The organism is Arthrobacter sp. AD-310 (genome assembly GCF_054656615.1).
Genome location: NZ_BAAHNO010000003.1, coordinates 74846 through 90529 on the forward strand (window position 1 = coordinate 74846; position 15684 = coordinate 90529).

General features: G+C 65.3%; 14 protein-coding genes. 8 read left to right on the forward strand and 6 right to left on the reverse strand.

Annotated features, from left to right (window positions below; translation table 11 throughout):
• Nucleotides 1–94: 94 nt before the first annotated feature.
• The 3 genes from ACYQ1Z_RS01540 (at nt 95) to ACYQ1Z_RS01550 (ending at nt 4223) form a co-directional block, all read left to right on the forward strand.
• Nucleotides 95–283: a hypothetical protein gene (locus ACYQ1Z_RS01540; RefSeq protein ID WP_459790602.1), complete on the forward strand. Its 189-nt coding sequence runs from the start codon at nt 95–97 to the stop codon at nt 281–283.
• Between the two features lie 57 nt (nt 284–340).
• Nucleotides 341–1546: a NosD domain-containing protein gene (locus ACYQ1Z_RS01545; protein ID WP_459790603.1), complete on the forward strand. Its 1206-nt coding sequence runs from the start codon at nt 341–343 to the stop codon at nt 1544–1546.
• A gap of 88 nt (nt 1547–1634) precedes the next feature.
• Nucleotides 1635–4223 carry a GH32 C-terminal domain-containing protein gene (locus ACYQ1Z_RS01550; protein ID WP_459790604.1) on the forward strand — a complete coding sequence of 863 codons (2589 nt, stop codon included), beginning with the start codon at nt 1635–1637 and terminating at the stop codon, nt 4221–4223.
• Nucleotides 4224–4348: 125 nt separating this feature from the next.
• On the opposite strand, the gene ACYQ1Z_RS01555 is transcribed toward ACYQ1Z_RS01550, so the two are convergent.
• The 4 genes from ACYQ1Z_RS01555 to ACYQ1Z_RS01570 form a co-directional block, all read right to left on the reverse strand.
• Nucleotides 4349–5485: a serine hydrolase domain-containing protein gene (locus ACYQ1Z_RS01555; protein ID WP_459790605.1), complete on the reverse strand. Its 1137-nt coding sequence runs from the start codon at nt 5483–5485 to the stop codon at nt 4349–4351.
• A gap of 194 nt (nt 5486–5679) precedes the next feature.
• A complete protein-coding gene (locus ACYQ1Z_RS01560; protein WP_459790606.1) occupies nt 5680–5853 on the reverse strand; it encodes a hypothetical protein in 174 nt (57 codons plus the stop codon).
• 208 nt (nt 5854–6061) lie between these two features.
• Nucleotides 6062–6406, reverse strand: coding sequence for a hypothetical protein (locus ACYQ1Z_RS01565; protein ID WP_459790607.1), 345 nt, complete (start codon nt 6404–6406; stop codon nt 6062–6064).
• A 79-nt stretch (nt 6407–6485) separates the two neighbouring features.
• Nucleotides 6486–7106, reverse strand: a complete 621-nt coding sequence (locus tag ACYQ1Z_RS01570) for a hypothetical protein (protein WP_459790608.1) — start codon at nt 7104–7106, stop codon at nt 6486–6488.
• Nucleotides 7107–7269: 163 nt separating this feature from the next.
• Between ACYQ1Z_RS01570 and ACYQ1Z_RS01575 the strand changes: the two genes are divergently transcribed.
• Together ACYQ1Z_RS01575 and ACYQ1Z_RS01580 are read left to right on the forward strand one after the other, a co-directional pair.
• Complete coding sequence (locus ACYQ1Z_RS01575) at nt 7270–7995, forward strand: response regulator transcription factor (RefSeq protein ID WP_459790609.1); 726 nt, start codon at nt 7270–7272, stop codon at nt 7993–7995.
• 12 nt (nt 7996–8007) lie between these two features.
• Entirely contained in the window at nt 8008–9237 is a 1230-nt protein-coding gene (locus tag ACYQ1Z_RS01580) for a sensor histidine kinase (RefSeq protein ID WP_459790610.1), read from the forward strand.
• A 112-nt stretch (nt 9238–9349) separates the two neighbouring features.
• Here the strand turns inward: ACYQ1Z_RS01580 and ACYQ1Z_RS01585 are convergent, their stop codons facing one another.
• Nucleotides 9350–10615: a beta-propeller fold lactonase family protein gene (locus tag ACYQ1Z_RS01585; protein ID WP_459790611.1), complete on the reverse strand. Its 1266-nt coding sequence runs from the start codon at nt 10613–10615 to the stop codon at nt 9350–9352.
• Between the two features lie 361 nt (nt 10616–10976).
• On the opposite strand from ACYQ1Z_RS01585, the gene ACYQ1Z_RS01590 reads away from it, so the two are divergent.
• The gene (locus ACYQ1Z_RS01590; protein ID WP_459790612.1) at nt 10977–11774 is read left to right on the forward strand and encodes an SGNH/GDSL hydrolase family protein; all 798 of its coding nucleotides are present in this window, start codon (nt 10977–10979) and stop codon (nt 11772–11774) included.
• Between the two features lie 239 nt (nt 11775–12013).
• On the opposite strand, the gene ACYQ1Z_RS01595 is transcribed toward ACYQ1Z_RS01590, so the two are convergent.
• Nucleotides 12014–13048 (reverse strand): LacI family DNA-binding transcriptional regulator, encoded by a 1035-nt coding sequence (locus ACYQ1Z_RS01595; protein WP_459790613.1) that lies wholly within the window; start codon nt 13046–13048, stop codon nt 12014–12016.
• 166 nt (nt 13049–13214) lie between these two features.
• Here ACYQ1Z_RS01595 and ACYQ1Z_RS01600 point away from each other — a divergent pair, with 166 nt between their 5' ends.
• Nucleotides 13215–14156, forward strand: coding sequence for a dihydrodipicolinate synthase family protein (locus ACYQ1Z_RS01600; RefSeq protein WP_459790614.1), 942 nt, complete (start codon nt 13215–13217; stop codon nt 14154–14156).
• A gap of 125 nt (nt 14157–14281) precedes the next feature.
• On the forward strand, nt 14282–15580 hold the full coding sequence (locus tag ACYQ1Z_RS01605) for an Nramp family divalent metal transporter (protein ID WP_459790615.1): 1299 nt from the start codon (nt 14282–14284) through the stop codon (nt 15578–15580).
• Nucleotides 15581–15684 lie beyond the last annotated feature (104 nt).

The window sequence follows — 15684 nt, forward strand, 5'->3', positions numbered from 1 at the left end:
GTTTTGGCACACTTTGGCACTTTTCACCAGGTTTTTCCGAGGCAGTGCCCCTCTTGCGGCCGCTTTCGACCATTCCCACCAAAGGAGTTTTGTCGTGCCCTTTCCATCCCTCCAACCCGGCCGGCGCGAGGTGCTTCGCGCCGGTTCGGCGTCCCTGGCCGCCCTTGCCGCGGGTCTGTTCCTGGCCGCGCAACCTGCGGCTGCGGAGGAGCCGGTTCCTGCGCCAAACCCCGGAGCTGCCGTCAGCGGGCCAGGCCACCGGCACCTTATCGGCGTGCTCTAACAGGCCCTGCGCCACCAAACAGCAGGCACATCCCCCAACGACGCGAGGAGTACAGCTTTGCCCACCGTTTATGACGTCACCACCTGGTCTGTCCCAGGAAATCCCTCAGCAACCCCTTACAACGACATCGGCCTCATCATCAACAGCATCATTGCGGATGTGAAGTCCCAGCAGACCAGCCAGGCCTCGAAGCCGGGGGCGGTGATCTACATTCCGCCCGGAGACTACTCCTTGAAGACCCGGGTCAACGTGGACGTCAGCTTCCTGACCATCCGCGGTTCAGGTCATGGCTTCACCTCCAGCAGCATCCGCTACAACGCCGGCAACACCTCCAGCTGGCACGAGATCTACCCCGGCGGCAGCCGCGTCCGCGTGGAGAACACAGACGGCAACGCCGAAGCATTCCGGGTGTACCGCACCGGTGATCCCCGGCTCAGTTCAATCGTGTTCCAGAATTTCTGCCTGGACGGGGTGTCCTTCGGCTCCAATGAGAATTCCTACGTCAACGGCAAGACCGGAATCAGGTTCGATTCGGCAAACGATGCCTGCCGGGTCGAAGGCATGGGCATGGTCTACCTCGAGCGTGGCCTCGTGGTGAAGGACACCGATGCCCTGAGCGTCAGTGGCAACTTCCTTGCCGAATGCGGAAGCTGCATCGAACTGACCGGTTCCGGCCAGGCTTCGAAGGTCACCGATAACCTCATCGGCGCCGGGTATGTTGGCTTCTCCATCTTCGCTGAGGGCCACATGGGCCTGCTGGTCTCCGCAAACAACGTTTTTCCGAGGGGCAAGAGCAGCGTGCACTTCAAGAACTGCACCCGCTCCACCGTCACGTCCAACCGTTTCCATGCCTTCTATCCGGCAATGGTGAACTTTGAGGGCAACTGCACGGAGAACCTGGTGGGTTCCAACCACTTCCTGCGGCAGATGGAACCCTTCGACCCGCTCAAGCCCTACAACAACGGGCTGGACGATCTCTTCGGCCTGGTCCATCTCGCGGGCAGCGGCAACACGGTGTCCGGCAACCACTTCTCCTTCGATGTGCCCGCGGCGTCGGTCAATCCCCCGGGGCAGCCGCCCACCATCATTTTGGTGGCTTCGGGTGCCAACAACTACATCGCGGCGAACAACACAATCGCGTCGGTTGCTGTGAAGACGGTGGTCCTCGACGGATCCACAACGGGCACCAGGGTCCTGGACAGCGGCACCGCGGCGGAGTTCGCCTCCTACACGAGCTCCCACTCGTTCCGGCCCACGCCGTAGCGTGCCGCCGCTCCTCCGTTGCCGGCGTTGACACGGCGGGAACGGAGGAGCGGCCTTCTTCAACTTCATAGCGACAAAGGACAAATCAATGATGATGAGTCGTACGAGAACGCGGTGGGGCATTACGACGGCGGCGGTGCTTGCGATGGCCGCCGTCGCCCTGGCGCCCGTCCCGGCACAGGCGACGGACCCCGACCCGGCCACCCAGCAGTACCGGCCCCTGGTGCATTACACACCCCAGAAGAACTGGATGAACGATCCCAACGGGCTGGTCTACCACAACGGGACCTACCACATGTACTACCAGTACAACCCCTACGGAACCACGTGGGGCAACATGAGCTGGGGGCATGCCACCTCAACCGACCTGCTGCACTGGCAGGAGAAACCGCTTGCCATCCCGCAGACGCTCAACGGGTCCGGGCAGTCCGTCGAGGACATCTTCTCCGGATCCGTTGTGGTGGACACCAACAACACCAGCGGCTTCGGCAGCCTCCAGAACCCGCCGTTGGTGGCTGTCTACACCAGCAACTTCACCGGAGCCCACCCCACCCTGGCCGGCAAGCAGGCCCAGTCACTCGCGTACAGCACGGACAACGGGGAAACCTGGACCAAGTACGCCGGAAACCCCGTCCTCAACCGCAACACCACCGACTTCCGGGATCCCAAGGTGTTCTGGTACCAGGGTCCGTCCGGGTCCTACTGGGTGATGGCAGCCGTCGAGGCAAACGAACACCGAGTGCTCTTTTACAAGAGCACCAACCTGAAGAACTGGGACTACCTGGACGATTTCAAACCGGCCAACGCCACCGGCGGCCAGTGGGAATGCCCGGACCTGTTTCCGCTCGCGGTGGACGGCGACCCGAACAACATCAAATGGGTGCTGGTGGTCAACATCAACCCCGGCGCAGTGGCCGGTGGCAGCGGCGGACAGTACTTCGTCGGGTCTTTCGACGGGACCACCTTCAGCTCGGAGACCACGGATCCGGTGGACGTTGCGCCGCCGGGTACGCCTCTTGGCGGTTTCAACGCCGGCAGTTACAGCGGGTGGACCGTGCAGAACGATCCCGCCAACCCCTCCGGCCCCTGGGGAAGTGCACCGGCGGCCGGCACGCTTCCGGGGCAGCAGGCAGTGTCCGGTGCCATCGGAGCAGGGTTCGTGAACAGCTTCCACGGCGGTGACCTGCCTGTAGGCACCATGGATTCCGCGCCGTTCACCGTGACCAAGGACCACATCAATTTCCTTGCGGGCGGCGGCAACCATTTGCGGCTGCCCGGCGAACAGCCCGGCAACCAGCCGCCTCCCGGATACCTGCTGTTCGATGGCTTCGACTACCCCGGGACCCTGACGGACGCGGGCTGGCAGCTGACCGGCGACTTTGAGGCCGCCCGCAATCCCTCCACCGCCGGCGGCGAGTTCGCCATCGGCAAGCGCATCAACACGTTCGAGGGCGGTCCCAAGGCGGACGACAACACAGGCACCATCACCTCGCCCGAGTTCTACCTCACCAACACCAACATTGGGTTCCTGCTGGGCGGCGGTGCCAGGAACGATGGACAGCTCCAGGTGGAACTGCTGGTGGGCGGGGTGCCGGTGCGCAGCACCACCGGCACCAACTCGGGTGACCTGAACTGGAAGAACTGGGACGTGTCGCAGTACTTCGGCCAGATCGCCCGGATCCGGATCGTGGACAACGCCACGGGACCGTGGGGCCACCTCACCCTGGACAACATGGTGCTCGGCTCTGAACCGGCCAAGCCGCGAAGCAGCGAGACCACGGTCAACCTCGTGGTGGACGGGCAGACGGTCCGGACAACAACGGGCTCCGATTCGGAGCACCTGGCATGGAAGTCCTGGGACGTCGCCGAGTTCAAGGGAAGCCAGGCAACGCTCAGGATCGTGGACAACAACCGCGGCGGCTGGGGGCACATCCTGGCTGACGAGTTCGTGCTGTCCGACGTCACCCGCATGGAACAGCACGACTGGCTCGACTGGGGCAGGGACTACTACGCCACCGTCTCCTTCAGCAACGTCCCTGACGGCAAGCGGATCATGCTGGGCTGGATGAACAACTGGGACTACGGCCAGGCCACGCCCACGTCAACGTGGCGCGGCACCATGGCGCTGCCCCGTGAAGTAACGCTGACCCAAACACCGCAGGGGCCACGGCTTCGGCAGAAGGTGGTGGCGCAGGCGGACACCCTGAAGAACAACGGCGCCGCCTACTCCATCAGCCAGGCCCAGGACATCCAGCCGGGCACCAGCAACCTGCCCATTTCCGGAGACCTTGTCCAGATCGATGCCGAGTTCTCGCCGGGGACCGCAGCGGTGTTCGGCTTGAAGGTGCTGGGCAACGGAACTGAATCGACCCGCGTGGGCTACTCAGCTGCAAGCGGCCGTACCTTCATCGACAGGACCAACTCAGGGAACGAGGACTTTCATCCGGCGTTCGCCTCCCTCGACGATGTGCCTGTTCAGCTCATCAACGGCAAGCTGCGCCTGAGGCTCTACGTGGACAGAGCTTCCGTTGAAGTCTTCGCCCAGGACGGCCTGGCCACGCTGACCGACCAGGTCTTTCCGGCGGCCGGCTCCACCACACTGTCCGTTTTTGCGGAAGGAGGGACAGCCAGGCTGGAGAGCCTCACCGTGACACCGCTCAGCAAAGCCATGTGGTGATCCCGAGTTACGACACGCAAAAGCGCTGGCGCTACCCAACTTGGGTAGCGCCAGCCGCTTCGCGCATCGCGGGCACTTATGCGTGTCGGGAACGACGGCGGCAGGCACCGTCCAAGCCAGACCGCTCACTTCGACGCCGCTTCCGTGCTGCACAGGTCCTTGGCCGTGGACCGGACGGCGTCCTCCATCTCCGCGAGAAGAGGCGGCGCGTCGGGTGAGTTCAGCTCCTGCGGAGGAGGCACCATGGCCACTGACACCTGCTGCCGGCCGTCCAGGGAGGAAAGGGACTGGACGGCATACGGGAATCCTCCGCCGGACGCCATGGCGTGACTTCCGGCGGAGCAGAGATCTTCGATCCCGATGCCGCCCAGGGAATACGAACTGTCCCGGGTCATGGTTTGCCACGTCCCGTCACGGACCAGCCGCCCGCCAGCCAATGCCGCGAAGAAGCTGCTGAGATCCTCGACGGTGGAGATGACGCCGGCATCCGCGGACCCCGCAGCAACGTCAATCCGGCTGAAGTCGAGCCGGCTCCCGCCCGACAGGAAGTAGCCGTGGAGCATGGGCTCGGGCGGTTGTCCCGGGACCGCCACATGGGTGCTGTCCATGCCTGCGGGTTCGAAAACATCGGACCTGAGCACATCCGCGAGCGCCCGGTTGTGTTTCCGTTCGAGAATCCAGCCCAGCACTTCCCAGTCCGTGGCGGACCATGCGAAGTAGTTCAGGGGCCCGGGCGCGCCGCCCACACCGGCCGCAATCCGAAGCCGTTCCTCGAACGTCAACGCACCGGTCCGCAGCTCTTCCGCCGTCCTGGTTTCGGCAAGCGGCGGGAAGTAGTCGGGCAATCCCGACCTGCTGCCCAAGAGATGCCTGACCGCAATGCCGTCCGAACCGGGAAAGATGGCACCGAACTCGTGCAGGTGGGTGGAGACGGGGTCGTCCAGGCCCAGGGTGCCGCTCTCCACCAGTTTCATCACGGACACGGCCACCATCGGCGTCCCGGCACCCGTGATCCACACCTTGTCCCCGGCTTCCGCCCGCCCTTGGGACTCGAGGTCCCTGACACCATAGGCTTTCAGTTCCTGCCGGTCCCCGTCGCGGACGTGAAAGACGACGGCGGGCGCCCCGTTCGCCAGCGCGTTCTCGGCGAAGGCGTCCAACCGGGAAGTGAGCGGCGGCGTGGTGGCGGTTTCCGCAGGAACACCGGGAGTGCAGCCAGCAAGAATGAGTGCCGCCGCCAGAACCGAAGCGTGGCGTCCCATGGCACTACGGAACCGGTCCCCACGTGCTCCCCGGCCGGTCGCCGTCGGCCAAATGCCCCGACCAGGCGGCACTCTTGCGGTCATACTTTCCGCAGTGGGTGCAGCGCCGGCGGTAGCCTCCGTCGGGAGCCAGTTCGGCAAGCCAATGGTGCCCGACGTTGATTCTGCACAGGAATGCCCGCAGCATGGCCCGTTCAGCCCATTCCCGCGATGCCGGCCCACGTGCCCGAACCGCCGGTTCCGCCGCCGCCCCGGTCATCGTCCTTCCCGCAGCGGAGGCACCTCTTGTACACGCCGCCGTCGTCCGTATGTTCTATTTGCCACTGATGACGGAGATTCAGCCGGCACAGCAGGTTCAGGCTGCCCATGTCCTCACGCTCCTCGACGGTTGAGATACCCCCAAGCCTGGACTTCCCGCGCCGCCGGCGCGTCCACCGCCGGTTCGACATCGTGCCGTACACCCCGGGATGTAGAGAGGAGACCCTAGGAAAGCCCGGCGGTCCCGGCGCTCACGACGGCGGCGCGTGCCGCCGTCGTAAGCCTCACCTTTTGGAGGCCGCGGGGTGGGCAGCCCGCCTACCGGTTCACGTAGTAGCCGGCGCAGGCCGCTTCCGCGGCAGGAGTTCCGTAGACGTACAGCTCGTTGTTCTCGCCCGCGACGCCCAGGTGCACCAGCACGTGGAGGGGGTGGGTCCGGCCCGCCGTCGCGGGCGCATCCACGTTGGGATTGTTTTCAAACACGGACGCGGGCAGGTTCACGTTCTCCTCCCCCGTGCCTTCCGCCATCACAACACAGCCGTCGTTGCCGACTACTTTGACGTGCGTGTGCGAGGCGGAGGCCGCTCCCCCGGTTGCCAGGAGGAGGAGCGCCGAAGCAGCCGATGCCGCCACTGCCGTCCGGACTGCACTTGTTGCTTTCATGACAGGCCCTTTCTCTTTCAGGTGAACAGGAGCTGCGGGCCGCAACCCCTGGTGTGGGCGTCCACACATCTCTTGAGCGTTAGGGATCGGGGCGGGTAAACCCGGCCCATCCGTGCCGCTCCGCGTCCATCCTCGCTTGGTCACGGGCCGAAGCCCAGAGCAAGGCCCCCAACACCATCCATGCCACGCCGAACGGAACAACGAAGAGGACGCGTTCGTTCTGGTCATTGGCCCCGAACAGGAGCAGCGCCGCAACAGCCAACATGGCCCCCGCCCAGACAGGGAGTGCCCGCGAGGATGCAAGGCTGAACCCCATGACGGCATAAGCAACAATGACCCCTAAAACCAAAGCCAACCCGGCAAAATACGCTATGCCTATCAGCGCGAAGCCGGAGAACAACGCCGTGGCCGCAACCACGGCGCTCATCCGCAACGCCCGCGTGCCTGCCGCCGGGATGGCAAGGAAGGCCAGGGTTGCCCCGATGATCAGGACTATGGCCGCCAGGAAGAGCGAGCCTTCCACGGGTCCGGCTGTCCGGTAGGTGCGCCCCGCGCACTCCTCAGCGATGCATCCGGGCGCCTGCATCGCCTGGATAACGGCGTAACCAGTCAGGGACAGGCCGCCCGCGACTCCGGCAGCGCCGCCGGCACGGACGATGCCCCTGGCCCTGCTGGTCATCGCTGTGCGCTGATTCTTCACTGGTGCTTCTTTCTGTGGCCTGGACTTTCAGGCGTGAAGCCAGCTTGGCCTGGCCGGGCCCGGACCGCGTCCACCACCGGTTCGATTCCCTGGGTACATCCCCGGGTGGACGAGGGGGCTCAGACTGCTGACAGGCGGCGGGGCAGGGAGGATACTTTCGGTCATGGACGATGATCCGGGACCAACCGGGTCTGCTGGGGGCCTGGAGAATGCGGCAAAGGTGCGCATCGTCCTGGCTGACGACGAGCGGCTGGTCCGGGCGGGCCTGTCGCTGCTGCTCGCGGCCGAACCCGACTTGGAGGTCGTGGGTGAAGCGGCAAACGGCGCCGAATGCCTTGAGGTGGCCGGGACTGCGAAACCGGATGTCGTCGTCATGGACATCCGGATGCCGGTCATGGACGGTATCGAGGCGACCGCCCGATTGACGTCAGACGCCTCCGGGACCGGGAACGGCGTTCCGGCGGTCCTCATCCTGACCACATTCAGCGAGGACCACAACGTCACCACCGCCATGCGCGCCGGCGCGGCCGGATTCCTTTTGAAGAACTCCGCGCCGCAAACGCTGGCCACCGCAATTCGCGCCCTTGCGAAAGGCGAAGGCTGGCTGGACCCGACAGTCACCAGGTCGTTGCTGCGCCACTTCAGCGCCCGAAACCCGGACGGCCAGACGGTTCCGGCCGCGGACATCGGCGTCCTGACCGCCCGCGAACGTGAGGTCCTGGGAGCCATGGCCCTTGGGCTGAAGAACCCCGAGATAGCGCACCTGCTGTTCCTCAGCGAAACGACGGTCAAGACGCACGTGCACCGCATCCTGTTGAAGCTGGGCCTGTCTGACCGTTCACAGGCTGTGGCGGTGGCTTACAGGTCCGGGCTTATCCGTTCCGACTGACGGCGGGCAGCGATGACGTCACAGGAAAAAAGTGGTCTTGCGGCGGCCCCCGTTGGAACCCCTCCGGGGCTGCCCACCCCGTCCAGGAATGATGTCCTCACGGCGGCGGCCGCCGCTGCCCTGGACTTTGCGGCGTTTATGATCGCGTGGTTCAGCGGTGACATGCCCCAACCGCCATGGCTGGTGTTTCTGTACACCGCAGCCATGGGCATCTTCCTGGTGTGGCGCCATTATTTCCCGCTGTCGGTCTATGCCCTGACACTCGTGCTTCAGCTGCTCTTCCCGCTGATTGCGCTGAATTGGCACGTGCCCCTAGACCCCGCCCTGGGCGCGACCTATTTGACCATGGCCCAGCTGTATACGCCCGTGGCCATCCTGCTCGTCGCGCTGGCAGCCGTGGCGTCGGACCGGTCGTTGTGGTGGTCCGTTACCTCCGCCGTCGTCGGTTATGCGGCGTGGGCCGGGCTGATCGTCCTGAACCGCCTCTGGGATGTGCCGAACGTCTTTCTGGTGCAGGCCGCCGTCTTCTTCTCGACGTGGCTTGTGGGCAGGATGGCGGGCCGGAGTGGCCAGCGCATCCAGACCCTCGAAAAGTCCCGGTCAGAGGCTGAAGCGGCAATAGCCAGGGAGCACGCATTGCTTGCGTCCGAACTGCACGACATCGTTTCGCATGCCGTCACCGTGATGACGCTCCACGCTGCCGGCGCCCGACGAGTGATCAAGGGTGACCCTGAACGGGCCGAGCAGGCACTCACGGTGATCGAGGCGGCCGGGACCCAGGCGATGGACGAACTGAGACGGCTGCTTGAAGCCCTGCGCGCCGGGATCGGCCCCTACACCGCGTTCCCGTCCCCCGCCGGCATCGACATGGCGGAGCCACTCCTGGAACCGCTCCGGGGCGCCGGGTTCACAGTGACCTGGCGGGTCGAAGGGAGGCCGCAGGTGCTGGCAGACAGTGTCAACCACACCGCCTACCGTGTGGTGCAGGAATCGCTGACCAACGTGGTCAAGCATTCGGGGTCGGGCGCACACGTGGAGGTGGTCCTGCACTGGTCCCCGGATTCGCTCGCCATGGCTATTACCGACGACGGCGGGGAGGGCCGCGCTGCCGTTCAGCAGCGCGGCTTCGGTCTGATAGGGCTGCGGGAGCGCGTGGCGATCGTCGGCGGGAACCTCACCTACGGTCCTGTTGGGCCGGGCTTCGGTGTTCACGCTGAGCTTCCCCTCGGCATCGGTGGCTGAGTCCGTCCACCGGTGGTTGAGCCTGTCGATGCCGACGACGGCGGCACGCAGCCGCCGTCGTCGGCTCCCTGAAGCGCCTTAACCGGTTTCAAGTAAGGGAGCGTCCGAGAGGTTAGCGGACCTTCCCCTTGGTCACGGTGATTGTGATGCGGTCCGTTACCGCGTCCGGGCTGACGCCATTGGAGGCGGTCACGGTAAACGTGAACTTGCCGGCCTTCAGCGGGGTTCCGGACAGGATTCCCGTGGCGGCGTCCAGGCTTAGGCCTTCGGGCAACGTACCGGAGGTTACGTGGAAGGTCGGGGCCGGGTCGCCCGTGGCGGCGAACGTGTAGCTGTAGGCGACACGCGCGGTGGCCTTGGCCGGCGGCGTGGCCGCGGTGAACACCGGTGCCGGGTCCTCGATGACCGACACCGTCCCGGAAGCGGTGTTGACGACGTAGACTGCCGATCCATCGGGAGCGACAGCAACACCAGTCGGATGCGCCCCGACCTGAACGGCAGCAGTTACCGTACCCGTCGCCACGTCGATGACCGACACCGTGTCGGAACCGGAGTTGGTGACGTAGGCCGTCGATCCATCCGGGGCGATAGCCACACTGTCGGGAGCCCACCCGACCGGGATCGTGGAGGTCACCCTGTCCGTTGCCACTTTGATGACCGACACTGAGTCACCCTCATTGTTGGCAACGAAGGCTTTCGACCCGTCCGGGGTGAATGCAACGCTTGTCGGGGACGACCCAACCGGGATCGTGGAGGTCCATGTGCTGGTATCCACGTCGATGATCGACACCATGTTGGAGTCCTGCCCGTTGGTGACGTAGGCCTTGGACCCGTCCTGTGTGAACGCCACATCGTTCGGCAGCGGCCCCACGGGGATCGTGCCTGTCACGGTGCCCGAGTCCACGTGGATGACCGTCACCGTGCCGGATTCGCCGTCGCCGCCGGTGACGTAGGCTGTCAACCCGTCCGGGGCGAAGGCTACAGCGAGCGGAGTCTCCCCGACCGCGATCGTGTTAGTCACCGTCCCCGTGGCGACATCGAGGACCGACACAGTGTCGGAACCGGCGCTTGTGACGTATGCCGTCGACCCATCGGGCGTGACCGCAACATCGAGCGGCGACCCTACGACCGAAATAGTCGTAGCAACCGTGCCCGGGCCGACATCGATGACCGACACCGTGCTGTCTTCCCAGTTGGTGACATAGGCACTGGACCCGTCCGGAGTGAACGCAACGCTCCTCGGGCTGGATCCGACCGGGATCGTGGAGGTCACCGTGGGTGCAGCGGTTGCCGGGAGATTGCCCACCAGCATGAGTGCTGCAAACATCGCACCAACGATGGCCGCACGCCGCCGGAATGATCGACTAATCACGTTCATGAGGTCCTCCTGCGCGGAAAAGCGAAGTCTGGGCCTCATCACCGTTGGCCGACGTCTGGCCCAATCTGGACTCTATGAACCAGGACGACCAACGGTCACGAGTAATTGCCACCTGTCTTTTGGGCCGTCACTACCTGTTTCTGGCGCCGGGTCGATTGCTCCGCCGGTAACGCGCCAATAACGCCCCCCGGCGTGGGCTGGAGGCGTTATGGCGGGGGCGCGCTTGATGCCCAAAAGAAAAGGAGCGATAAGAGCGATGAGGAATCCATGGGTTGGAAGATCGGGAAGCCGCCTGCATAGTCATGGGCAAGGCTTGTTTGCGGGACGGCTTGGTGCCGTAGCCGCGGTTGTTGGTGGCCTCTTGGCCGGTCCTGCGGCCATACCAGCAGCCGCACAGGACGGCGGACCGCTGGATTATGTTGCTTTCGGGGATTCCTACACGGCGGGCATCGGCGCGGGAGTTCCAGGACCTTCCGAACTGTTGGCAGACTGCTTCCAGACATCGGCGGGCTACGTCAACGTGCTGGATCAGCGGGACGACGTCGACCTGGCCGTTAACGCCGCATGCGCCGGGTGGACCGCGGCCATGGTGCCCATCCAGGTCGCGAGCGCGTCCACTGCCGGTTACCTGAATGCTGGAACAGACCTGGTTACCATTACAGCCGGCGCAAACGACGTAAATTTCGTAGACGCTCTCCAGGTCTGCCTGACCCTAAGTGAGGCGGAATGCAGGACAGCGGTCAACTCTGCCAAGGTTATTGCCACCACCGTGGTGCCCACCGCGCTGACCCAGGCCTACGGAGCTATCCAAGCCCAGGCACCTGGTGCCACGATCGCTGCACTGGGATATCCGCACCTCTTCTCCACCGAATTAGGCTTCAACCCTTACATCTCGGTCGAGAACGCAGAGATCTTCAACGCGGGCACTGACAGCCTCAACAAGGTCATCAGGAACGCGGCCAAGTCCTCGGGCGCAGTCTATGTCGATGTCACCGACGATTTCGCGGGTCACGGCATCGGCTCGTCCGAGCCCTGGATCAACTTCAATCCGCTGGACCCCCTGCTCGGGACCAATTTCCACCCGACTGTCACTGGCCAGGCCGATGGCTATGCCGCGGCAGTCGTCGAAGAAGTGGAACTCGCTGAACTGGTGCACTAACGCACTAGGGCAGGTACGACGGCGGCACGCAGCCGCCGTCGCATGCCTCGCCGAGCCGCCGTCCCCGGCTTCGAGTGCGAGAGCGTTCGAAGCAAACCGACATCAGCTGATAGGGGCGTTTGGATTGGAAACGCATCAGCTGATAGAGCATTTGGGTTGGAAGGGCATCAACTGATAGGGCGTTCGAATGAAGGGGCCGGTCGCAGATGGGCGTACCCATTGGCCAGGAAAGCCTCCCGTCAGGCCGGCGCCCGACCCTGGGAATGCGGACCCGGGGGGCAGCTTGATTCACGGGGAATCAGCGTCGGGGTTGATTTTCTGACCCGGGGTTCCGCGGCCGTGTCCGTGATGAGGTCGATGGCTGTCCTGGCGATCTGGTCCAGGGGCACGCGGACGGAGGTCAGGGGTGTGGGGAGCCGTGCTGACAGGGGCGTGTCGTTGTAGCCGACCAAGGAAAGATCCGGGCCGATGCGCAGGTCATGGCGGTGCGCTGCGGCCATGATGCCCAGAGCGATGTTGTCATTGGCGGCGAAGATCGCCGTCGGGCGCTTTTTCGCTCGCAGCAAGTGTTCTCCAGCTTCGAAGCCGTTCTCGATCCCGTACCCGCCGGCAATGATCCATGGCCCGGGGAGTTTGGTCCCGGCTTCGTCCATTGCCTTCCGGGCGCCGGCGAGCCGTGCGTTCGCTGTTGAGGTGAAGTCGGGGCCGGTGACGACGGCGATGGCACGGTGGCCCAGGTCCAGCAGGTGACGCACGGCAAGGTAACCACCGAGTTCGTCGTCGCCAAGCGCCGAGGGGCTGACCCCGTCGGTGCGCAGCACCAGGGCGTGCACCACGCGGCGTTCCCGCAGCAGCCGGGGAAGCTCGTCATCAAGGCGGGCGGTGGCCAGGATCAGCCCGTCCACGTTCCGGTCAAGAAGTGTTTCAGCCGCACGCCGCTCATCCCCCGGATCGTCGCCGCTGGTGGCAACCATGGCGAAGTAGCCACGGGAGGAGGCAGCCCGCTCCAGTTCCTCGAACATCAGCGCCATGACCGTGTCGCTGAGCCGCGGAACCAGGACGCCCAGGGTGCGGGTCTCGCCGCGGCGGAGGCTGGAGGCGAACGAGTTCCGCCGGTAGCCGAGCTCCTCGGCGATTTTCCGGACATGCGCGGCGGCCGCGGAGCGTGAGGTGGTGCGTTCGTCCAGGGCACGGCTGGCAGTGGAGATGCTTACACCGCTGGCCGCCGCGACGTCCTTGAGCGTGACGATAGCGCCGGGGGCTGCCGGTTCCATAGCGGGTCTCCTTCCGAGCAAAGGCGTAAGAGACACTCTATTCCTCCTTCTTGCAAACGTTCTCTTGACAGTGAGCTGCGACACGTGCAAACTTGAAAACGTTCCCGCAAACGTTTTCATGATAGCGGGACTACCGACCATCAATGAAGACAAGAAGGTAGCTGAAATGACACTCGATCTCCGCGGACTCAGCCCCGCCCCTGTCACCCCGTTCACCGAAGACGGCGCTGTCGACTACGCTGCGATCCAGCGCCTGGGTTCGTGGCTCGGATCGATTGAGGGCGTGAAGAGCCTGGTCGTCCTGGGACACGCCGGCGAAGGCACGTTCCTCACCGAAGAGGAGCAGCTGGACGTTATCCGCGCGTTCGTGGCGTCGACCGACGGCCGGGTACCGGTCGTGGCGGGCATCACCAAGGAGGGCAACAAGACCGCGGCCCTCGAGGCCAAGAAGGCCGTCGAAGCCGGCGCGGCAGCCGGCCTCGTCTACCCCTCGCACGGGTGGTTGCGCTTCGGCTACCAGCAGGGCGCCCCGCAGTCGCGCTACAAGGAAATCTATGAAGAGTCCGGTCTGCCGCTGATCCTCTTCCAGTACCCGGACAACACCAAGGCCACCTACGACCTCGACACCCAGCTGGAGATCGCGGGCCAGGAGGGCGTCTTCGCCACGAAGAACGGTGTCCGGAACATGCGCCGGTGGTACACCGAGATCCCCGCGCTGCGCGCCGCGTACCCCGAGCTGCAGATCCTGTCCTGCCACGATGAGTACCTGCTGCCGACCATGTTCGATGTGGACGGCCTGCTCGTCGGCTACGGCAACATCGCCCCCGAGCTGCTCGTCGAACTGATCGAGGCCGGCAAGGCGCAGGACTACAAGCGTGCCCACGCCATCCACGAGCGGCTGCTGCCGGTCACCAAGAACGTGTACCACCGCGGCTCCCACATGGAGGGCACCGTCGCCCTGAAGTGGGGCCTGGTGAACCGCGGCATCCTGGACCACGCCACGGTGCGCACCCCGCTCCTGCCCCTGCCGGAGGGCGCCGATAAAGAAATCGCGGAAGCCTTCGCCGCCGCAAACCTCGGCAAGGTCACTGCCACCGCTGCCGTCTGACCCACCCAATACGGGTCCTCACGGGTGGCGGGCCCCTCGGCCCGCCGCCCGTGCCCCAGCTTTTCACTCTCCACCCCGGGCCAACGACGCCCCTCAGCAACGTCGCTGTATAAGGAGGACTCGCGATGCGCGAGCAGAATAAGACCATCACCCGTTCAGGTCACAGGGAAGAACAGATGGCAACCCCGCAAGGAAACCACTCCACCGCCACGGCTCCAAGGCGCCGCACCTTCCTGGGCTACCTTGCCCTGATGGGCCCGGCCTTCGTCGTCGGCGCCTGGCAGTTCGGCCCCGGCAACCTCACCACCGCCGTGCAGGCCGGCAGCCGCTTTGACTACAGCCTGGTCTGGGTCATCGCCGTCTCCACCATCCTGATGATCTTCTTCACCGACATGAGCGTCCGGCTCGGCATCGCAACACCCACCTCCCTGATCACCTCCATCAAGGACCACCTCGGCAAATGGGTCGGCGTCCTGGCAGGCGTCGGCGTCTTCGGCATCACCCTGATGTTCTCCGTCGGCAACGCCGTCGGATCCGGCCTCGGCCTGTCCCTGGTCTTCGGTGGCTCCCCCGTCCTCTGGACCATTGTCTGTACCATCGCCGTCGGCATCGTCCTGGCCTTCCGCAACGTCTACGGCATCGTCGAAAAAGCCCTCCTGGCCATCGTCGTCCTGATGGGGCTGGCCTTCATCGCCAGCACCGTCGTCGCGAAGCCCGATTGGTACCGCGCCCTCGAAGGCGCCGTCCCCACCCTCCCGGCAGGCAGCGAAATCCTCGTCGTCGCCCTGGTCGGCACCAACTTCTCCATCAACGCCGCCTTCTACACCTCCTACGGCGTCAAGGAACACCGCCGCACCCGCGCCGACTACCGCGACATCACCCTGGCCGACACCATCCCCGGCATCGTCGCCCCCGGCATCATGACGGCCCTGGTCATCATGGTCGCCGCCGCCGTCCTCGGCAGGACCGGCGCCGAGGCAGGAACCATAAACGCTCTCGCGTCCGTGTTCACGCCCCTCGCAGGCCCCGTCGGCTCCATGGTCTTCGCCCTCGGCCTGTCCGGCGCGGCGTTCTCCTCGATGATCGCCAACGCGACGGCGGGCGGGACCATGGTCTCGGACGCCCTCGGCCGCGGCGCCAAGGCCGGCTCACCCATGGCCCGCATCTTCACCGGCATGATCCTGGCCTTCGGCCTGATCATCACCCTGTCCTTCCAGTCCTCCCCCGTCGCCCTAATCGTCGTTGCCCAGTCCCTCACCGTCCTCATCGCACCGCTGCTGGGCGTCCTCATCGTCGTGATGGCCAACAGAGCCTCCCTCATGGGCGACCTGCGCAACAAGTGGTGGCATAACCTCTTCGCCGCCATCGGCCTTATCGCCATCATCGCCTCCTCCATCCGCCTCATCACCACACTCATCGGCTAGGACAGCCCGCGAGCACCAACAAGTAGTGGGGGGGGGGGGGGGGGGGGGGGGGGGGGGGGGGGGGGGGGGGGGGGGGGGGGGGGGGGAGGGGGGGGGGGGGGGGG